Annotated in this window: 14 protein-coding genes and 1 pseudogene; 3 read left to right on the top strand and 12 right to left on the bottom strand. The window is 71.1% G+C overall.

The features are described 5' to 3' along the window. The 3 genes and pseudogenes from CR470_RS39085 to sph form a co-directional block, all read left to right on the top strand. A pseudogene (locus CR470_RS39085) lies at positions 1-238 on the top strand (hypothetical protein); the annotation flags it as partial. Between the two features lie 102 nt (positions 239-340). Continuing rightward, positions 341-1,006 (top strand): class F sortase, encoded by a 666-nt coding sequence (locus CR470_RS08580; protein WP_097866960.1) that lies wholly within the window; start codon positions 341-343, stop codon positions 1,004-1,006. A 157-nt stretch (positions 1,007-1,163) separates the two neighbouring features. Then, positions 1,164-2,144, top strand: a complete 981-nt coding sequence (gene sph, locus CR470_RS08575; RefSeq protein ID WP_097866959.1) for a sphingomyelin phosphodiesterase — start codon at positions 1,164-1,166, stop codon at positions 2,142-2,144. On the opposite strand, the gene CR470_RS08570 is transcribed toward sph, so the two are convergent. The 12 genes from CR470_RS08570 to CR470_RS08515 all read right to left on the bottom strand — a co-directional run bounded on the left by CR470_RS08570 (position 2,044) and on the right by CR470_RS08515 (position 19,867). Next, positions 2,044-5,358 (bottom strand): NACHT domain-containing protein, encoded by a 3,315-nt coding sequence (locus CR470_RS08570; RefSeq protein ID WP_097866958.1) that lies wholly within the window; start codon positions 5,356-5,358, stop codon positions 2,044-2,046. The two genes, sph and CR470_RS08570, sit on opposite strands and share 101 nt — an antisense overlap. Positions 5,359-5,434: 76 nt before the next feature. Further along, positions 5,435-5,821, bottom strand: a complete 387-nt coding sequence (locus tag CR470_RS08565) for a hypothetical protein (RefSeq protein ID WP_097866957.1) — start codon at positions 5,819-5,821, stop codon at positions 5,435-5,437. Positions 5,822-6,035: 214 nt separating this feature from the next. After that, positions 6,036-7,280, bottom strand: coding sequence for a vWA domain-containing protein (locus CR470_RS08560; protein ID WP_097866956.1), 1,245 nt, complete (start codon positions 7,278-7,280; stop codon positions 6,036-6,038). Further along, a complete protein-coding gene (locus CR470_RS08555) occupies positions 7,277-8,536 on the bottom strand; it encodes an AAA family ATPase (RefSeq protein ID WP_373561394.1) in 1,260 nt (419 codons plus the stop codon). Before CR470_RS08555 ends, CR470_RS08560 begins: the two co-directional genes overlap by 4 nt. A 106-nt stretch (positions 8,537-8,642) precedes the next feature. Further along, complete coding sequence (locus CR470_RS08550) at positions 8,643-10,079, bottom strand: hypothetical protein (protein WP_097866955.1); 1,437 nt, start codon at positions 10,077-10,079, stop codon at positions 8,643-8,645. Between the two features lie 286 nt (positions 10,080-10,365). Further along, positions 10,366-10,755: a D-ribose pyranase gene (gene rbsD / locus CR470_RS08545; RefSeq protein ID WP_097866954.1), complete on the bottom strand. Its 390-nt coding sequence runs from the start codon at positions 10,753-10,755 to the stop codon at positions 10,366-10,368. Beyond that, on the bottom strand, positions 10,752-11,675 hold the full coding sequence (locus CR470_RS08540) for a ribokinase (RefSeq protein ID WP_097866953.1): 924 nt from the start codon (positions 11,673-11,675) through the stop codon (positions 10,752-10,754). The genes rbsD and CR470_RS08540 overlap by 4 nt, the downstream gene beginning before the upstream one ends. Before the next feature lie 115 nt (positions 11,676-11,790). Next, positions 11,791-13,749 carry an ABC transporter permease/substrate-binding protein gene (locus CR470_RS08535; protein WP_097866952.1) on the bottom strand — a complete coding sequence of 653 codons (1,959 nt, stop codon included), beginning with the start codon at positions 13,747-13,749 and terminating at the stop codon, positions 11,791-11,793. Continuing rightward, positions 13,739-15,343, bottom strand: a complete 1,605-nt coding sequence (locus CR470_RS08530; RefSeq protein WP_097866951.1) for a sugar ABC transporter ATP-binding protein — start codon at positions 15,341-15,343, stop codon at positions 13,739-13,741. Before CR470_RS08530 ends, CR470_RS08535 begins: the two co-directional genes overlap by 11 nt. Then, positions 15,340-16,356: a LacI family DNA-binding transcriptional regulator gene (locus CR470_RS08525; RefSeq protein WP_097866950.1), complete on the bottom strand. Its 1,017-nt coding sequence runs from the start codon at positions 16,354-16,356 to the stop codon at positions 15,340-15,342. The genes CR470_RS08530 and CR470_RS08525 overlap by 4 nt, the downstream gene beginning before the upstream one ends. Before the next feature lie 199 nt (positions 16,357-16,555). Next, on the bottom strand, positions 16,556-18,214 hold the full coding sequence (locus tag CR470_RS39455; RefSeq protein WP_179892185.1) for an HNH endonuclease: 1,659 nt from the start codon (positions 18,212-18,214) through the stop codon (positions 16,556-16,558). Between the two features lie 345 nt (positions 18,215-18,559). Continuing rightward, on the bottom strand, positions 18,560-19,867 hold the full coding sequence (locus tag CR470_RS08515; protein ID WP_097866964.1) for a hypothetical protein: 1,308 nt from the start codon (positions 19,865-19,867) through the stop codon (positions 18,560-18,562). Between the last annotated feature and the right edge of the window lie 615 nt (positions 19,868-20,482).

The raw sequence follows: 20,482 nt of genomic DNA, 5'->3' as shown, positions 1-20,482 counted from the left end.
GCTCAGAGATGTGTATAAGAGACAGGGCGAGGGCCCCGCGCCCACGCCCACGCCCGCAACGAAGGAGGCCGCCCCGGTGGTCACCCCGCGCGGCGGTGTCGCCGCCGGTGAACGTCCCGTCGGCAGCGGCGACAACAGCACCGCGGTGCTGGCCGGTTCGGTGGCCGGGACCGTGCTGCTCGCGGGCGTGGGCACGATCGTGCTGCGCCGCCGCTCGGCGGCCGGCCTCAACGGCTGACCCGCACCGCTCACCACCGCTGACCGTGGCGCCGCCCCGCACCGGGGCGGCGCCACGCCTGCTCGCCGCCCTCCCCGCACCGCACCGATTCCGGAGTCCTCTGTGCCGTCCCGTACACCCCGCCGCCTCCGGCGGACCGCCGCCCTGTTGACCGCCCTCGCGACCTGCGCCGCCCTGGCCGCGTGCTCGTCCGCCGAGCCCTCGGCGTCCTCCCCCGCCGCCACGTCCGCCGCGCCCTCCACCTCTTCCACCTCTTCCGCCTCTTCCGCGCAAGGCGGGTCGGCGTCCGGGGCGAGCGGATCCACCGGGACCGATGAGCCGGACCGGCAGGCTCCCACGGAGGTCTCCATTCCCTCGATCGGCATACGGAGCGCGCTCATGGAGCTGGGGCTCAACACGGACGGCACGGTCGAGGTCCCGCCGCCGGACAAGGGCATGACGGTGGGCTGGTACACCGGCGGGTCCGTGCCCGGGGCGCCGGGCCCCGCCGTGCTGATCGGCCACAACGACACCCGTTTCGGCCGGGCCGTCTTCCACGACCTCAAGAACATCCGCAAGGGTGCCGAGGTACTGGTCCGCGACGGGGCGGGGAAGACCCTGCGTTTCACGGTCACGGGCAAGGAAGCGGTCAGCAAGAAGGCGTTCCCCACCGAGAAGGTCTACGGCGCGACGAAGGGCAGCACCCTGCGGCTCATCACCTGCGACGGGGAGTTCGACTCCCGGGGTCATACGGTCGACAACCTCATCGTGTACGGCGCACTCGCCTGAGCATCGGTGTGCTCGGCGGCGAAGCGGCGCCCCGCCCGGGAACCCGGATGGCAGCCGACCGGACAGACTCGTGCCACCCGATGTCTACCCGTGGGTAACTGCCGCTGCTTGGATGGGGGTCGCCCGGTACGCCCCCCACTCGACCACAGGAGACCTCGTGCCGAACACCGCGTTCCGCCGCCTGACCGGCGTGGCCTTGTCCGCCACCCTCGCCACCGTCACCCTCGCCGTGAACGCTCCGCAGGCGGCGGCTGCCGAGACCCCGTCCCTGCGGGTGCTCTCGTACAACGCGTTCATCTTCAGCAAGTCCCTCTACCCCAACTGGGGTCAGGACCACCGAGCGGCCGAGATCCCGAAGACGTCGTTCTTCCAGGGCAATGACGTCGTGGTGATCCAGGAGGCCTTCGACAACGGGGCCTCCGACGCGCTGCTGCGGAACTCCGCGTCCCAGTACCCGTACCAGACCCCGGTGGTCGGCCGGAGCAAGAGCGGCTGGGACGCGACAGGCGGCTCGTACGCGGCGGCGACGCCGGAGGACGGCGGCGTCGCGATCCTGAGCAAGTGGCCGATCGTGCGCAAGGAGCAGTTCGTCTTCAAGGACGCGTGCGGCGGCGACTGGTTCTCGAACAAGGGCTTCGCCTACACGGTGCTGAACGTCAACGGCGCCCGGGTCCACGTCGTCGGCACCCACGCCCAGTCGACCGACCCGGGCTGCTCGGCGGGCGAGGCCGCACAGATGCGCAGCCGGCAGTTCCGGCAGATGGACGCGTTCCTCGACGCGAAGAACATCCCGGCCTCCGAACAGGTCGTCGTGGCGGGCGACTTCAACGTCGACGGGCACTCGGCCGAGTACGCGTCGTTCCTCTCCGACGCCGGCCTGACCGCGCCGGAGGCCCGGACGGGCCACCCGTACTCCTTCGACACCCGCGACAACTCCATAGCGTCCGAGCGCTACCCCGACGACCCGCGCGAGGACCTGGACCACGTCCTGCACCGCACGGGCCACGCCAAGCCGTCGGGCTGGAAGAACGACGTGATCAAGGAGCGGAGCGCACCCTGGACGGTGTCCAGCTGGGGCAAGAGCTACACCTACACGAACCTCTCCGACCACTACCCGGTGGTCGGCTCCGGCCAGTAGCCGCACCATCCGGTCCGCCGTCCCCCTCCGCTCGCCTTCCCTTCCGCTCGGGCTGTTCCGACGAACCGCCCATGCTCGACGATCCGTCGGCCGACGGGAAGGCGGCCGGGGGCTTCTCCTCGTCGCCGCCCCGGTCGGCCACCGGGGCTGCTTCCCCCGCGCCCACGGCCGGTGACGCCTGCGGCGTGGGCGTCCCGCCGTCAGCGGGTGCGGGAGCGAGCCCCGCCCTGCGCAGCGCGGTGCGGGCGAGGGCTTGTGCCACCGTGGCGACTCGCTCCCGGTCCGCGTGCTCCTCCGTGTAGCGAACGGTGAGTACCGCGTTGTCCTTGCGCACTTCCACCACAGCGGCCATGAGGATCTGCCGGCCGACGTCGTCGAACAAGTGGCGTCCCGTGTGCAGGCGTGCCTCGTCCCCGAGCCCTTCCAGGCTTCGCGGATCCCCGTCCGTGACCAGCCCGAACCGGAAGGAGGAACTCCGCCAGGACGCGAACTGACGTGACGCGAGGATCACCGCGCTCTGGTCGAAGAGGGGCTCGAATATCCGCGTGCCGGCCTCGATGCGTACTGCTCGCGGGAACGACGGCTGCTCAGTCACGACGCAGCCCGGCTCCCACGGGCTCAGCACGTACGTCGTCGTCGGCGTCGACGGGGAGGTGTCCGCACCGCCGGTGAGTTCGGCGACGTGCTCAGCGTCGAGGAGACGGCACGCGGCGGGCAGTGAGCGTACCGGTCCGGAGCCGGGCGCAGCCTGTGCGGCGCCCTGGAGCGTCACCGCGTAGCCTCCCACGATGAGCGCGAGGGCGAACGCTCCGGACATCAGCTGTCGCCCCGGCAACGGATGTCGGACCTCTCTCCGCGTCTCCTCGGCCACTGCTTGCGCCAGACGGTCCCGCAGTTCGATGTGGCGGAAGCTGTAGGCGCCTCCGGACTGACGGAGCACACCGCGCTGGTGTGCGTCCTTCAGGAACGCCATGAGTCCCAGGGGCAGGCTGCCCGTAGCCGCAAGGTACAGACGGGCCACCTGGAACCGGCCCCACGCCGAGACGGCCGTCCCGTGGAGCAGCCAGCAGACCAGGGCTGCCAGCACGGTGAAGGCCCAGTCGCCGGTGGTGACGGCGCCCCGCGCCGCCGGGGTGACGGCATACAGGGCCAGCATGATCAACGGCAGCACGAGCGTGAGCGGGACCAGCCGGTCGCGGTAGGACCAGGCTCCGTTCAACGCGACGATCACGACGATGAACGGAGACTCCGTCAGCACATCGACAAGAAACCCCACCGCGCTCTCGTCGGCGCTGGATCCGGCGGAAGCGTCTACGGCCCTGGCCGCGAACCAGAACCCCAGCAGGAGAAGAGGCAGGCCGCACAGGACGGTCAGAGCCGGTGGCCCGGCGGTGAAGAGCCAGCCGAGGGCGAACGTGGAGCGCCGGTCCGACCGCAGCAGTGCCCCCGGCGAGCGCGCCAGGAACGGGTCGTCGGCGGCGAGGAACAGTCGTCGGCCGCACCATCGCACCGTCACCCAGCTGATCGCCGTCATGGCCCACAGCCACAGTCCGGAGCGTGTGGAGACCGCGGTCGACCAACCCGCCGTGAGACAGGCCGCGGTGAAGACCGCCAGGGTCGTGCCGCGCCACCCCCTCACCGCCCCGCGCAGGCGCGTACCGGTGGGGCGGACGATCTGCTGGGGCGGACGGTGCTCCTCGTCCGCCGCCGAGAGCGCCGTGTGAAGAAGGGCGAGCGCGCACACGATCGCGTACGCCTGCCACAGCGAGAGGCCGATGCTGCCCGGCCAGCCCCACGACCCCAGATCGAGTCGCACCATGAGCGCGACACTCAGCGTGAAGGCCGGAACGAGAGCGAGGACGCGGACGTGCCGGGGCACGTGCTCGTCGAGACGCCACCACGCGAGGTACTCCAGGCTGTCGGCTTTCATCCGTGCGGCCAGAAAGCCCGCCCAGCCGCGTGCGGTCTGTGGATCCCAGCCCGTTCGTTCCTCGTGGGACGGGCTGTAGATGGCATCGAGATAGGCGTCGTAGAGGCGACGTTCGATGGCGGTGGTGTCGGCGAAGGCACCCGGTGCGAGGAGTTCGCGAGGGTCCGCGCCCTCCTCGCTGAACGCCTCGCGGGCCAGGTTCGCCATCAGCGGCACCTGGAGCACGCTGAGCAAACGGTCCTCCGGAGTACCGTCGGCGGCCCCCTCCAACCGGGAGAGCACCTCGGTCCAGCGCGACCCCGGCCGTCCGCCGGGATTCAGATACGCGGCCACGGCGCTGTCCGCCAGGGGGCACAGGGTGATCTCCGTGCGCGAGAACACGTTCTGTTCAGGAACATGTTCGTGGTATTCGTCCCGGCGGCTCGTGAGCACGAACGGGAAGCCGCCCTTCGTGCCTTCCCTGAGCCGGCGCATGGCGCGCTTGCGCACATCCGCGGGGATCTCGTCGAAGCCGTCCAGGATGGGCAGGACCCGCCTCGTCCGCAGGAGGACCAGGGCGACCGCCACCGGTGGGGCACCCGTCACGGGAGTGCAGGCGCGGGCGTGCTCGGCCGCCACGTGCCGCGCGATCCACGGGTACAGGCCCTCCCGGGGGTCCCAGGACGCGAGGGGAACGATGACCGGTACGGGTCCTTCCCGCCCCTCACGGGTCTGCCGCTCCTGGAGCAGTTCGGTCGCCAGGCGCAGGGCCAACACCGACTTCCCCGCACCAGGGCCACCCGTGATCACCAGACGACGGGCGGGCGTCGCACGGAAGTACGCGGCGACCGAGCCGCTGCCGGGCGTGCCGGAGCCGCCTCCCTGCTCCTCCTCCCGCCACGGGACCTCGATGGGCTCCGGGTTGCGGATCAGCTCCCAGCGCTCGTCCCCGCCGTAGCGGAGTGACAGGTCCTCGGTGAGATCCTCGACAGCACGCGCCAGATGGGGGTCCGACAACCACCGGCGCATACGGCGGTCACGAGCGCGGAGGAGGACCCATCGGCCCGCGGACAGAACGACGACGCCTGTCAGGAGCAGCCAACCCGCTGCCACGGGGCCGGGATCGAGCCCTCGCGGGAGCGGCAGGTCCGGCCGGGCGAGGAGCAGGATCACGGCGAACGCGGCTCCCGCGAGCCCGGCGACCCAGCCGAACCAGGCGTCCGCCCCGGGTCGGCGGTGTCCCTCGGACGGGCCACCCGTCACCGCCGCCAGTTCGAGCCGGTCGACATGGGCGATCTGGATCACGTTCCGCTGACGCCCGCCCGAGACCTCGAAGCGGGGCCCGTCGCCGGCCGGATGACGCGACGCCGTGTCTCCGCTCTCAGTTGAAGGTGATGTCACCGTGCATGTTCTGAGCCTGGACGACGGAGTGCTGGGTCCCTCCACTGATCTCGAACCTCGCGGCCCCCGGTGTCCGGTGCGCGCGTTCGCCCTGTTCCCGCAGGCCTGCGAGAGCGGCGGCGAAGGTAGGATCCTGCTCGGCCCGCTCCCTGAGGGCCTCTGCCAGAGAACGCGCCCGCTCGGTATCGTGCGGGCGCTGTTCGAGCAGCGTCAGCTCGCCCTCGATCGAACTCCGCGACGGTTCACCCCCCGCTGTCGCGTCCCTCCGTACGACCAGGCCGCGCAGCGAATGCCAGACCTGCTGGCCGGCGCTTCCCGCCGCCCCGCCGGCCAGCGCCATCAGCAGTCCCTCCGAAATCGGTTCCACAGGTGCTCCTTCCACGTCGACGACCGATGACAGCCACTCCATCGGTTACCCGTCCTCCATCGTGATGGAAGACCACTGCCGCCGTCCCGCGGTTCGGTGAGTAAGGCCCAGCCGCAGGCGGGATCGGAGCGAGCCGTGGGATCGGAGCGAGCCATGGGCGCGGCACGAACGCGCCCACGCCTCGACGGGCTCCGCCGGGGAGCGGCGTCGCCCGCTACCCGATCTCCACCACACGCGCCCACGCCGGCGGTCGGCGAGGAACGTGGTCGGGGTTGTCCTCGTCCCAGGAACGGTGTCTGTGGTCCCTCGGGAACAGGCCGATGACCGTCCGGCATGCCGGTCGCGAGGCAGGCCAGGGTGTCTGCCCGTCGGTCAGGACCACGATGGCGTCGGGCCGGGGGTGGGCCCGCAGCGCCTTGGCGAATCCCGTACGCAGGTCCGTGCCGCCACCTCCCACCAGCGGGATGCCCTCGGCCTGGCACAGCGGGTGCACGACCCGGGTCGCCGCGTCGCACGCGAGGACGGTGACCAGGTCGCGGCGGCCGCCCACCGCACGCGCGATGGCGGCGACCTCCAGGAGGGCGCTGCCCAGTTCGGCGTCGCTGACCGAGCCGGAGGTGTCGATGACGACGGAGACCCGGGGTGGTCTGCGCCGCAGGCTGGGCAGGACGACACCGGGCAGTCCGGTGGCTCGTCGCGACGGGCGGCCGTAGGTGTAGTCCTCCCCCGCGCCGAGCCCCGAGGCGGCCGAACGGACGGCGGCGCCCAGCAGATCCCGCCAGGGCTGCGGAGGATGGAACGCCTCCTCCGCCCACCGCTTCCACCCCTTCGACGCGTTTCCCGGCCGGCCGGTGATGCCCTGCGCCACCCGGAAGCGGACCGCGTCCTGTTCGTGCGCGCTGAGCCCGTGCGCGCCGTCGGGCCCCAGATCCCATTCCCGCTCCAGCCCGTCGGCGCCGCTTCCGCAGTCCAGCCAGGCGAGGTTCTGGGTGCGCGTGCCGAGGCGGAACTGGTACAGGTAGTCCTCCATCAGCTCGCCGGGTGGCAGGTGCAGCGTCGACGGGTAGACGATGCCCTTCGGCCGGGCCAGGCCGTCGCCGTACACGTCGTCGTTGATCTCGCAGTCGGCGGCGATGTTCATCCGCAGTCGCTCCCCCGGTCCGGTCAGGCCGCGCTGCCGGGCGACCCGGTCGCTGCGGCCGTGGTGGTCGCGCAGCAGGTGCGACACCTCGTGGACCCAGACCCCGGCCAGCTCCTCGACGGGGGTACGGGCCACGAAGGTCGGCGAGACGTAGCACCGCCAGTGCCGGTCGACCGCCATGGTCGGGACCTGCCGTGACTCCACGGTGTGCAGGGCGAACAGCGCGGTCGCCAGGTAGGGACGGACCCGGGCCGCCTGCAGGCGGGCGGCGAACAGTTTGTCCAGGTCGAGCGCGCTCGACGTGTCCGTCGTCGTCATCGGCCCGCCGCCGCCTTCGCCTTCGCCGTGACCCGCGCCGCCGCGCGGTCCGCTCGCCCGGACAGCGACACGACGCCTGCGAGCTGTTCGATGGAGGCCGGTACGTCCCAGTCCTCCTGGCGCAACGCTGCGAGGGTGGTCGCCGGGACGACCACCAGATCCGGGGCTCCGGACTCCAGCGCCCGGACGAGCAGCGCCCACGCCGCGTCCCAACGGGTTCTGTCCGGGCGGGTACGGACCGCCGCGACAACCCCGTCCAGCGCGGCCTGGCGGAGATCGCCGCGCTCGGGCAGGACGGCTCGCGCCGGGTCGGCGAGGAGCTCCTCGGGGTCCGGAAGGTCCATCCGGTCCAGGCTCGCCAGCAGCTCCAGCCCCGGGCCGTCCCCCACCGTTCCCCGGACCAGCAAGGACAGCACGTCCCGGGAGGATCCGGCGGCGGTCGCGAACGCGATCAGGTTCAGCGTCATGTCCCAGCTGCGCGGCGACGGCCACGGCCCGCCCCGGCGTGTCTCCGTGGTGGGCAGCCGGTGCACGAGCGTGGGGCGGGCGGAGAGGAGCCCGCACACCGCGCGCCGGGCGAAGTCCACGGCCTCGGGCAGCTTTCCGGGGTCGAGGCGGGGCAGCGTCGCACGGGGCCAGGTGCCGGCGAGCCCCCGTACGACCACCTCGTGGTCGTGGGTCCACTGGAGGTGGACGAAACGGTTGGCGAGCGGCGGGCTCAGCTCCCAGCCGTCGGCCGCCGAGGAGCGCGGATTGGCGGCGGCCACGATCCGTACGCCGGGCGGGAGCCGCAGTGCTCCGATCCGCCGCTCCAGTACGAGACGGAGGAGCGCGGCCTGCACGGCGGGCGGTGCGGTGGAGAGCTCGTCGAGAAACAACAGCCCGCGTCCCGCGCGCACGAGGCGGACGGCCCAGTCCGGCGGGGCCATCGGCACCCCCTGTTCGGCGGGGTCGTCGCCGACGATGGGCAGCCCGGAGAAGTCGGACGGCTCGTGCACGCTGGCGATGACCGTGGTGAGCGGCAGGTCCAGGGAGGCGGCGAGCTGGGTGAGGGCCGCGGTCTTGCCGATCCCCGGCTCGCCCCAGAGCAGCACGGGCAGGTCGGCGGAGACCGCCAGGGTCAGCGCCTCCAGCTGGATGTCGGGACGCGGCTCGGTGGTGGTGTCGCGGAGCAGACTCATCAGCGTGTCGGCGACGGCGAGTTGGGAGACGGGAGCGGCATCCGGGGGCACGGCGGACGGAGTGTTCATCAGCATGGGTGATCACCTGAGGGTGTGCGAAGGGCGAATGAGCATGGGTGAGTACGGGAGCGGGCGGGGGGCGGTCACGGTGCGGGGACCGACAGACCCGGCAACCCCGGGGTCAGCGGACGGCTGTGTGGCGCGGGCGCCGGGCTCGCCGAGGACGGGGGTCGACGGGACGGCGGGGGTCGGAGCGGTGGCGGATGGGCCCGGGACCGAGCAGGTCGGCCCGGAACAGCCCGTAGGTGATCCGCCGTTGCGCGGCAGCCTCCAGTTCGTCCCGCAGAGGACCGTCGCGCAGCACCGCCCCAGGCCCGAGCAGCCCTTCGACGACGGCCAGCGCACCGGCGATGTCCCCGTGGTCGAGGCGTTCGCGGACACCGGTGAGGCAGTCCGGACGTCGGTGCGCCTCGTCGATGGCCTGGAGGCAGGGCAGCGGCGTGCCGGTCAGGGCGACCAGCAGTTCTTCACGGCGGACCTCGGCCGGATCGTGGTCCAGCGGAGCGAGCGCCCCTTCGACCAGGCCGATCCGGTGCTGCGCTCCCCGGCACGCCACGAGGCGTGACGCTCCCGCCCGGTCGCCGGTACGTGATGGGGCCGACGCCGGAGCGGGCGGCGGGAGATCCGGCACGAGGGCCCGCGCGACCAGCGGGTGCAGCTGACCGGCCTCGATCGCCCCGGTGCGGAGCAGGTCGAGGTCGGGCAGTATCCAGGTGGCCGCGTCCGGGAGCACCGGTGACGCCGACGCGCCCGGGACCGCCGCCGCGACCCGCGCGACAGGCGTCCCCCGACCGTCCGCGCCGGCGTCCAGTTCCAGGAGAAGCCGGTGCCGGCCGCCCAGCCGCACGCTCACCGTGCCGCATGACCCCTGCCCCTCGGCGCGGAGCAGAATCGCCGCTTCCGCCGCCCAGCGGTCGACGGCGCAGGGGAGGTCCGGCGGGACGGAGCCCCACAGGTCCCGGGCGGCGGCCTCGGTTTCCCGGCCGGCGGGCCGGGCGGCGGGGCCGGAGCGGATCCGTAGCTCATCGGTCCTGCGCGCGTCCCACAGGTGGCGGTGCAGATCGAAGCGGAAGCGCCGGTTCGGACGCGGGTGAGGATGACGGCGGGCGGTGGGCTCGGCAGGGGAACCGTCCCACAGCGCGAGGCTGATCCGCTGCCCCGCGTCCGCCCAGGCGGGCGGGGTCCGGACGACCAGGTGCAGAGGGCCCGGCCCGTCGCGCTCCGGTGGGTCGTAGCGGGCCAGGGCGATCGTCAGCCCCGGGCGCAGCAGCCCGTGCGGGGCGATTCTCGGCATGTGCCAGCGCAGCAGGTCAGGAGCCAGCCGGCGCAGGTCCGCCCGGATGCGGGCGGCGAGTTCCCGGCCGTGGCCGCGCGCCACGGACCGGAGGCGGAAATCGATGTCGACGCCTGCGGCGGCGCACGCTCCTGCCCAGTCCCCGGCCTCACGGCGGGCGGTCGCGGTCTCGATCATCGGGGCCGGCACGGCGAACTCGCGTACGCGCGGCCAGAAGGACGGGAGGGACGGGTGGGTATCCCGGTTCGCGGTCGAAGTGAGCATCAGCACTCACCTTGCGCGGACGGGTCCCCCAATCTGTTCATGGAGTGAGTCATCGCGGGGAGCCTAGCTCGCCCCGGCAGGATGCGCCAGGAATATCCTCGCGGCCCGAACTCCTCCTCTCCGTCGCGCACTTCACCTCGCGCAGATCAGGTCACCTCTCGGTGGGGGTGACCACTCGACGAACGGGACGTTCAGCCCGGCGGAACGTGCGGCCCCAGGCACGCCCGTCCCGCCGGACCGAGGTCCCGTACCGTCGTCGCGACCGGTCGGGAAGGAGCGCACGCGCTCAGAAGAAGACCCCGCATCTCAGCAGCACGTTCGCGTAGGGCCGGGCTTCCCCCGTCCGTACGACCAGGCGGGCCGCCGATGTGAGCGCCTTGAGGCCGTCGTGCGGGACCAGTTCCAGCCAGGGGAAGTGACCGTCCAGAAGCGCCGCGGCCTCCGGGTTGGCTTCACGGATCTCCTGGGCGGCCGTCGCTCCCTCCACGACCAGCTCGTCGAGCAGGCCGTCCAGCACCTCGGCGAACGACGGGGTCCCGGCGCGGAAGGCCAGGTCGATCACGCGGGGGCCGGGTGGGATCGGCATGCCGGCGTCGCAGACCAGGACGCCGTCGCCGTGGCCGAGTTCGGCGAGCGCGCCCGCCAGGTGGCGGTTGAGGATGCCCGACTTCTTCACAGCGCGTCGACCTCCTCCAGCGTAGGGAACGACTCCTGCGCCCCCCGCGCCGTGACCGCCGCCGCGCCCACCCGGACCGCGAAGGCCGCCGCCTCCCGCAGTTCGTCGCCACGGCCCAGACGCCAGGCCAGGGCAGCCGTGAACGCGTCCCCGGCGCCGGTCGTGTCGAGGGCCTCGACCTTCGGGCTGACCAGGTGGTCCAGGGATTCCGTACGGCTGTCCGCCACCAGGGCCCCGGCCGCGCCGAGGGTGATCACGACCGAGCGCGGGCCCAGCGCGAGCAGCGCCGGCGCCCAGTCGTGCGGGGCCTCCCCCGCGCCGTCACCGAGGATGTACCGCGCCTCGTGCTCGTTGACCACCAGCGGATCGCAGGCGGCGAGCACCTCCTCGGGAAGCGGGGCGGGCGGGGACGGGTTGAGGACGAGGCGGGCGTCCGGCCCCCGGCCGCGTACCGTCTCGGCCACCGTGTCGAGCGGGATCTCCAGCTGTACGGAGATCACCCGGGCGGCGGCCAGCAGCGGGGCCGCCGCCCGGACGTCCTCGGGCGTGAGGCGGCCGTTGGCGCCCGGGGAGACCACGATGCTGTTGTCGCCCGAGGGGTCGACGGTGATCAGGGCGACGCCGGTGGGGGCCCCGCCCACCAGGACGCCGTCCGTGTCCACGCCCGCCGCGCGCTGGGTCTCCAGCAGGAGGCGTCCGTGGTCGTCGTCGCCGACCCGGGCGAGCAGAGCCGTCCTGGCGCCGAGACGGGCGGCGGCCAGCGACTGGTTGGCGCCCTTGCCGCCGGGGTGGACGGCCAGGTCGGAGCCGAGGACCGTCTCGCCGGGCGCGGGGCGGCGCTCGACGCCGATCACCAGGTCGGCGTTGGCCGACCCGACGACCAGCAGGTCGTACCGGTCGTCGGGGGCGTTGTCGTGCATGTGCGTGCTTCCTGCTTTCATCGGTCCGGGATCAACAGGACGGTGCATGGGCCGGGTTCGACAGGCCGGTTCACAAACCTGGGCCAATCGGGCCGGTTCACGAGCCGGGTGGCGGTCAGGAGAAGTCGGCGACGTTCGCCCGGGTGACGACCTTGACCGGCACCTTCACCGTGCTCTCCACCTTCTCGTCCTTCGCGGCCTTCACGGCGTTCCGCACCGCGATCTTGCCCAGTTCCGCGGGCTGTTGGGCCACCGACGCGTAGAGCGTGCCGGCCTCGACCGCCTTCAGTCCGTCCGGGGTCCCGTCGAAGCCGACGACCGAGACGGACTTCCCCGCCTTGCCGCCGAGTGCCTTGGCCGCGCCGAGCGCCATCTCGTCGTTCTCGGCGAAGACGCCGGTGACGCCGGGGTGCGACTGGATGAGGTTGGTCATGACGTCCAGCCCCTTGGTGCGGTCGAAGTCCGCGGGCTGTTTGGCGACCACCTTGATGTCGGGGTACGCCTTGAGTCCCTCGGCGAAGCCGGCCCCGCGCTCACGGCTGGCGGAGGTGCCCGCCGTGCCCTGGAGGATGACGATGCTGCCCTTGCCGCCGAGCCTGTCGGCCAGTGCGTCGGCGGCGAGCTTGCCGCCCGCCACGTTGTCCGAGGCGACGAGCGTCGCGGTCTCCGCCTTGTTGACGCCCCGGTCGGCGGCGATCACGGGGATGTCCGCCTTGTTGGCGCTGCGGACGCCCGGTCCGACGGCGTCCGAGTCCACCGGGTTGACGATGATCGAGGAGACGCCGGAACTGGTGAAGTTCTGGAGCTGGTTGGCCTGTTGGGAGGCATCGTTCTGGGCGTCGGTGACGGTGAGGTCGATGCCCGCCTTCTCCGCCTCGGCCTGTGCGCCTTCCTTCATCTGCACGAAGAAGGGGTTGTTGAGGGTGGAGAGGGACATGCCGACCTTCGTCGTGCCGCCGGACGAGCCGGAGTTGAAGAAGGAGACCGCGCCGACGACGAGGGCGACGCAGAGTGCGGCACCGGCCAGCTTGAGTACACCCTTGCGCCCGGCCCCGGGTGCGCCGGGGGCGCTGCCCGCGGCGGAGGCCGCTCCCGAACCGGCCTTGCGGCGCAGCGTGTCCAGCAGGACGGCGAGCGCGATGACGACGCCGATGACGACCTGCTGCCAGAACGCCGACACGGAGAGGAGGTTGAGGCCGTTGCGGAGGACGGCGAGGATGAGCGCGCCGATCAGGGTGCCGGACGCCTTGCCGACGCCCCCGGCCAGGCTCGCCCCGCCGATGACGACGGCGGCGATGGCGTCGAGTTCGTACCCTTGGGCGGCCTGCGGCTGGGCGGAGACGAGGCGCGAGGCCAGGACGATGCCCGCGACGGCGGCGAAGAGGCCGGACAGCGCGTAGATGACGATCTTCTGGCGCTTGACGCGGAGCCCGGAGAGCCGGGCCGCCTCCTCGTTGCCGCCGATCGCGTACATCGAGCGGCCGATGAAGGTGCGGCCGAGGATCAGTGCGGTGACCAGGCCCATCGCGATCATCACGAGGACCGGCACGGGGAGCCACCCGCCGAGCGTGTCGCCGAGCACCGAGACGGAGTCGGGGAAGGCGATCGGGCTGCCCTGCGAGATGACGAGGGAGAGGCCGCGGGCGATCGAGAGCATGGCCAACGTGGCGATGAACGGCGGGAGTTTGCCGTACGAGACGAGGGCGCCGTTCACGAAGCCGCAGGCGATGCCCGTGGCGATCGCGAGCACGACGGCCAGGACGACCGGCACGCCGGCCGACGTGGCGGACCAGGCGAGGACCGTCGCGGACAGGGCCGCCACCGAACCGACGGACAGGTCGATGCCCGCCGAGACGATGACGAAGGTGACGCCGAACGCGAGGATGGCGGTGACGGCCGCCTGGACGCCGACGTTCAGCAGGTTCTGGGTGGTCAGGAAGTCGCCGGAGAGCAGCGACATCGCCACCACCAGGACGACCAGGGCGCTGAGCGCGCCGTTGTCGAGCAGGACGCGGCGTATCACGGAGACACCGCCGCCCGTTCCCGCGTCACTCTTGGCTGTCTCAGTGGCCACGGGGGCCCTCCTCTTCCTTCTTCGGTGCGGGGTGTTCGGTGGGCGTCGGTACGTCGGTGGGCGCGGGGCCCGGGGTGATGGCCGGTGTGCCGACCGCGAGCGCCATCACCGCGTCCTGGGTGGCCCGGTCGGCGGGGAGTTCCCCGGCGATCCGGCCCTGGGCCATGACGAGGACCCGGTCGCTCATGCCGAGGACCTCCGGCAGATCGCTGGAGATCATCAGGACGGCGTGGCCGGAGGCGGTCAGCTCGTTGATGAGCTGGTAGATCTCGACCTTGGCCCCGACGTCGATGCCCCGGGTGGGTTCGTCGAGGATGAGCACCCGGGTGTCGGCCAGCAGCCATTTGCCGATGACGACCTTCTGCTGGTTGCCGCCGGAGAGGGTACGCACGTGCTGGCCGAGGCCGGACATGCGGACGCCGAGCTGCCGGGCGATGCGGTCGGCGGCCGTGCGCTGGCCCTTGAGGTCCACGAGCCCGAAGCGGGTCGCGGAACGCAGGGTGACCAGGCCCAGGTTCTCCTGCACGGAGGCGTCGAGCACGAGCCCCTGGCCCTTGCGGTCCTCCGGTACGAGGCCTATCCCGGCGCCCATCGCGGCGGGGACGTCGTGCCGGGCGAGGCGTGCGCCGCGTACGTCGACGGTGCCCGCGTCGTACGGGTCGGCCCCGAAGACGGCGCGCGCCACCTCCGTACGCCCCGCGCCGACGAGTCCGGCGAGGCCGACGACCTCACCGGCGTGCACGTCGAAGCTGATGTCGTGGAAGACGCCGTTACGGGTCAGCCCTCGCACGGACAGCAACGCGTCGCCGGTGTCGGGACGTTCGCGCGGGTACTGCTGCTCGATACTGCGCCCGACCATGAGCTGGACGAGTTCGTCCTCGGGGGTCGACGCCGGGACCTGGCCGATGCTGCGGCCGTCGCGGAGGACGGTGACGCGGTCACCGAGAGCGGCGATCTCCTCCAGGTGGTGGGTGATGAAGACGATCCCGACGCCGTCCTCGCGCAGTTGGCGGACGATCGCGAAGAGCTTGTCGACCTCCTCGGAGGTGAGCACGGCGGTCGGCTCGTCCATGATCAGGACACGGGCCTCCAGGCTGAGCGCCTTGGCGATCTCCACCATCTGGAGCCGGGCGATGCCCAGTTCACGCACCTTGGCGTCGGGGCGCACGTCGACGCCGACCCGGCGCAACAGCTCTGCCGCGTCCTGGCGCATCCGGCGGTGGTCGACGAGTCCGTACCGGCGCGGCTGGCGGCCGAGATAGATGTTCTCCGCCACCGTCAGGTCGGGGACGAGGTTGAACTCCTGGTAGATGGTGGCGATCCCGAGCCGCTCGGCGTCCTGCGCACCCTCGATGCGCACCTCACGCCCTTCGGCCAGGATGCGGCCGCGGTCGGGGCGGTAGGCGCCGGAGAGCATCTTGATGAGGGTGCTCTTGCCCGCGCCGTTCTCGCCGAGCAGGACATGTACTTCGCCTCTGCGGAGGTCGAAGTCGACGTTGTCGAGCGCCACCACGCCGGGGAAGGTCTTGCGCAGACCCTCGATGCGCAGCAACTCGTCCGGTGCGGTCACCCGTGGCTTTTCCGGTGCGGTCACCGGTCGCTCCTCTGGTTCGGTGCGGCCCCGCCGCACGAGCGGCGTACGACGAGGCGGGCGGGCAGGGTGACGGACTGCGGGGTCCGTCCTTCGATGCGGTCGGCCAGCGCGCGCACGGCGGCTCGCGCCAGGTCGGCGGTCGGCTGGGCGATGGCGGTGATCGGTGGGTCCGTGTGGACGAACCACGGGATGTCGTCGAAGGCCGCGAGCGCGATGTCGTCGGGGACCCGCAGTCCTCGGGCCCGGATCGCGTCCAGTGCGCCGAGGGCCATCAGGTTGTCCGCGGCGAACACGACCTCGGGCGGCTCGGCCAGGGCGAGGAAGCGCTCGGTGGCCCGGCGGCCGCTGGCTGCCTGGAAGTCGCCCTGCCCGATGTAGGCGTCGGGCAGGGCCAGCCCGAGCTCGCGCATAGCGTCCCGGAAGGCCTCGACGCGCTCGTTGCCGGTGGTGGTGGCGGCGGGCCCGGCGATGATGGCGAGTCGGCGGTGACCGAGGCCGTGCAGATGCGCGACGAGCTCCCCGACCGCGCCCGTACCGTCGGCCCGGACGACGGGGACGTCGATGCCGGGGATCCAGCGGTCGACGAAGACCATCGGGGTGCCGCTCAGGGCGACGTCCCGCATCAGTGGGGAGCCCCCGTCGGCGGGCGAGACGAGGAGCCCGTCGATCCTGCGGTCGATGAGCGTGCGGATGTGGTGGTCCTGGAGTTCGGGCCGCTCGTCGGCGTTGCCGATGATGACGCTGTAGCCGAGCGCGCGGGCCTCCTCCTCGACGAAGCGGGCCAGCTCGGTGAAGTACGGGTTGAGCACATCACTGATGACCAGGCCGAGGGTGCGGGTCTGCGCGGTGCGCAGCGAGCGGGCCACCGCGTTGGGCCGGTAGCCGAGGGCCTCGACGGCGGCGAGGACGCGGGTGCGCGCCTCTTCGCTGACGGACGGATGGCTGTTCAGCACGCGCGACACCGTGGCGACGGACACACCCGCCTCGGCCGCGACATCCTTGATGCCCGCCATGTCCGGACCACCTCCTTGTGGTTTCCGTACACCTCGAAACTCTGGCGCCGACCGTGGTGGACCGGTGGCTCGACGCCGTGGAATCGATTACACGGATGATTGGAATCGATTCCATGGCCAAAAACAAGCCCCCCTCCCGCGTCCGAGACCGGATCGTGACGGGAGGGGCGCAGGGGTGGAGGAGCGAGCCGCTGGTGGCTCAGCGATGCGTCTTCGGCGGGCTCGCCTTCCACGCTCGGTCGAGGGAGTCATCCCAGGTGCCGTCCCGGTCGAAACTCGCGGCTCGGCAGCCGCGGGACATGGGCGCCGCAGCGGCATGACGCCAGTCGGCGTCCCCGATCCGAGCTATGGCGTGGCCGCAGTGCCGGCAGACCGCATGCCCCATCAACTCGGCGTTCAGCCGTTCGAACTGCGCGGTGCGGTCCGCCGCCTCCTCCTTGAGGCCTCGCAGCACCTCCTCGGCGCTGGAAACCCCCGCCGAACCCATGAGGTTGTGGACGAGCGCCACAGCCTCGACCGCGCTGTCGGCTCGCCGCGCGGCATCGACCAAGCTCTGCGCACCGCCGCTGCCCGATACCTTGCGTATCGCCCGTTCCGCCAGTTCGACCGACGGGGTGCCGGACAGCGCCGGCCGATCATCGTCGGTATCCCCTTTCGGAGCCCCGTCCCTCAGTCGCCTGCGGGCGACTTCGAAGGCCCACGCCTCGGTGGACGCCTTCTTGGCAACGTTGAAGTGAGTACTGGTCGCCGCGTCCACCACCGTGTGGAACTCTTCCATCAGCGCTCCCCAGTGGGAGCCGCCGGCGAAGTCCTCCGGGCACCAGCCGTAGTGGCGCACGAGTTCGTCACGGACCCGGTCGAAGTGCTGCAGACTCTTCCGCACCGGCCCACGGGTGTCGATGTGGATGCCGACGCTCTCCGCCTGGGCCACCATTTCCGGCTCCACGCCCTGCCACTTCATATGGCCGTCGCGTTCACAGGCGTAGTCAACCCAGGACCAGAACGCCTCGGCGTCCACGACATCGGGCGCCTCGCGGTGGTGGCGCGGACAGAGAAGAGCGAAGTTACGCACATCGTTGGAACCGCCGAGCGACTCCGGGACCACGTGGGCCCTTTCCACTGGGGCCTGCCAACAGATCAGACATATCGGATCATCGAGACCGAGGTACTCAGCGATGGCCCGGACCGGCGGCCTGGACCGGCGCTCGTCAGGATGGCTGTCCCGGTTGCGTACGCGCAGCTCACGATGGTCGAAGGCGTGCTCACGGTCGGGGTCCCGGATGTTCAGGACGTCAGGGATGTCCTCGCGTTGCGCGTTCGTGTTCCGTGCCTGGTAGAGCGGTGTGCTGATCTCCGTGAGATACGGGCCGAGGAATCCCATCAGGAAGTCCTGGATGATCTCGAAGGCGTCGGCGTCGTAACCGCCGGCGGCGTTGCGGTGTCCCTGAATGTCGAGGTACAGGTAGCGCGGGGCTCCGGGGTTCGTCGCAGCGGCCTTCTTGAGGATCGAGAAGATGCGGGTGGCGCACTTGGCGAAGTCCTCTTCGACCCGCATGTCGTGGTACAGCGCGATACTCTTCGGCTTCGCATCGCCTTCCGGCCCCTCGGAAGGGGCTGCGTTCTGCGTGTCCTCGGAGCGGGCCGCGCGCCGGGCCACCACAGGCTGCTTTGTGTTGTCTTTCATGTACGCACAGTAAGAGGCGCCTCTGACAGTCACTGCTCGCGGCGTCCGATTCCGGGCCGGGCGGCATACGCCGGGGCGGACCTGGAGGGGAGCTGGAGAAACGGCCGGAAAGCACTGCGGGTGCTGACCGAAGAGGCCAGCACCCGTGTAAAGCAAGTCAAGTGGGTCGTTCACGAGATCCTTCGACCAGCCGCAACAGGGCTTATTGATGTTGAGGTTCCCGCGAGTCGCAAGATCATCCCCCGAGAATATGCACACGCAATTGTTTTGATGGGATGCACCGTGCCCCTGAGGTGGCCCGTCCGCGCAGCTTCCATGCAGGCACTCTTTGCGTCTCACAGCTCGCGCAGGCAGCATGAGCTGGAGCGTCCCATGCCCGATTGCGCCTTGGACCAAGCTAGGCCGGTCGCGAAAGGCCGGCATCACCCTCAGTTACGTCGACTGCGTGGCCGTAGGGGCCACCATCGCGTTCGAAGTTTCGGGCAACCCCGCACCACGTGAGTGCGAGCGCGCCTACGCCTACGCGGACAACGCAGGAAACACGACCACCGAGCCGTCCTTGTTGCGGGCGATCTCAATCGCCACGTCGGTCGTGCGGCTGTCGACCATGACGCCGTCGCCCAGCCTGTGAATCCGGTTTGCCGCGCGCATCAGGCGATCGACTTCACCGGTCGTGAAGACGGGGCGCAGACCTTGCGGACCTGCCAGCTCCAGCGCCGACAAGCGTTCCAGGACACCGGCAATGCTCGACTCCAGTTCGTCGAGGCGCTGCTGGTCGCGCTTGAGCTCGCGGGTGAAGTTCTCGAACAAGTTGTCAGGGTGGTCCTGGGCATGCTCGACAGCCTGCAGGACGACGACCCGCCGCTTCAGCGCAATGGCCAGGGCAGCGAGTTCGAGGTGGGCGCGGAACATGCCGCCATGCTCGTCGACGCCGGGGAATGACTTGGCCAGCGTGCTGATCTCGACGGACTTGCCCTCGGGCAGCTTGTCGAGTGCGCTCCGCCACCGGGCAAGGCGGCGGTCAGCGGCGCCCAGCGCCGTGTTGATGGCGTGCACTGCCGAGTCCAGTCCCAGGGAGGCTCCGAGCTTGCCCTGGTCGAGCAGAATGGCGGTGGCTTTGTCGATGGCATCGCGGCAGCCGTCGAGTTCGCTGTGCTCCTGTTCGAGCTTCTGTTCGTGCAGCTGCTCCAGCAGTTCTGTGATGTGCTCGATAGCCTGCTGGCGCTTGTAGTCGGCATGCGCGCTCACGCCCACCGCTACGGCCATGAGCACGAGCGGCGCGGCCACGGTGAGCGCCGCGCTGCCAGCGGCCGCGACGCCAGCTGTCGCACCGGCTCCGCCGACCGCGCCTGCTGCCGCCGCTTTACCGACTGGCACAAACGTCGCATTGGCGGCGATGCCCGTCGAGTTCATGAGTGCACTGTGGATGCCGCCGGCCGCCGCCTTCGACGCCATCGGGCGAACGATGCCCTGGCCGAACTGGGCGGCAACCTTCGCCGGAACCACCATGCGATACAGGTTTTCGCCTGCAGCGGTCGCCCTGGCCGCCGTAAGGGAACTTCGCGTCGATTGCGTGATGAACTGTGACAGGTGCTGCGCCAGGGGACTCGCGGCATCGAGCGGGATACCTCGGCTGCGGTCGAGCTTGTCGGGCAGCGGATGCACCTCAAGTGTGGCGATCGGCGCGTCGGCCAGGGCAGCCAGCACGCCGCGCAGTTCAGCCAGGCGCTCAGCCGTCATCAGCCCGTCTCCGGCCAAAGCTGGCACCCGGACGTCATCGGTCGCCAGCGTCCACACCGGAACCGCTGCCTTGCGATGGTCAGTCATCGTCTCCCCCTTGTTTTCCAGCAACAGCGTACGGCTGACGTCCGACAAGAACGGCATGAACCTCGTGTATGCAGCTACGGGCTCTGTCTCCCGGTGAACTGACGATCTCACAACGTAGGCACGGCGCCCACCTGCAATGATCTGGCCGGGACCGGCGGCTCGTGGTGCGGGCCGACGAGACCCATTGAGCACGCGGGAATCGCACGCTGCGAAAGATCGCGGACCGCCGACGGCCGCGTAGCAGCCTCAGAGTCGCCCTGCCCCACAGCGCTCCCGCAGGGCATCTGGGAACCGGGAACTTGCAACCGCCCTGGATTTAGACGACATGGCGGAGCCCGTTAATGCGCTGTCTGTCGTCGCTGCCCCATGGAGTTCGTGAATCGATCGCCGACGTCAGCACCGAACTCAACTCGGGCGTTACCGAAAGCCAAGTCGCGGACGGCCTTGAGTCGAGATCGGGCGCGTCCCGGCAACTTCCCGAATCCAGTCAACGGTACTGGCCCCTCGTCCGAAATCAGCATCTATTCTGAGGCAGGGTCAGGTGTCTCCTGCCGATGAAACGCTCCGGCAACCAACAAGGGGTGGCAAGTGACAGCCGATGTCCGTGGGCCGGCA

The sequence above is a fragment of the Streptomyces sp. rh34 genome, assembly GCF_002551245.1.
In the GTDB taxonomy this organism is placed as follows: domain Bacteria; phylum Actinomycetota; class Actinomycetes; order Streptomycetales; family Streptomycetaceae; genus Streptomyces.
The sequence above is the reverse complement of the archived record's forward strand: the minus strand, read 5'-3'. Positions and strand labels throughout refer to the sequence as shown.

What these genes read in the sequence shown, in the direction of transcription:
- CR470_RS08525 (WP_097866950.1), bottom strand. Translation starts at nt 16,356, where the DNA reads ATGGCGGGCATCAAGGATGTCGCGGCCGAGGCGGGTGTGTCCGTCGCC.
- CR470_RS08540 (WP_097866953.1), bottom strand. Translation starts at nt 11,675, where the DNA reads ATGCACGACAACGCCCCCGACGACCGGTACGACCTGCTGGTCGTCGGG.
- CR470_RS08560 (WP_097866956.1), bottom strand. Translation starts at nt 7,280, where the DNA reads ATGACGACGACGGACACGTCGAGCGCGCTCGACCTGGACAAACTGTTC.
- CR470_RS08515 (WP_097866964.1), bottom strand. Translation starts at nt 19,867, where the DNA reads ATGACTGACCATCGCAAGGCAGCGGTTCCGGTGTGGACGCTGGCGACC.
- CR470_RS08550 (WP_097866955.1), bottom strand. Translation starts at nt 10,079, where the DNA reads ATGCTCACTTCGACCGCGAACCGGGATACCCACCCGTCCCTCCCGTCC.
- CR470_RS08555 (WP_373561394.1), bottom strand. Translation starts at nt 8,536, where the DNA reads ATGCTGATGAACACTCCGTCCGCCGTGCCCCCGGATGCCGCTCCCGTC.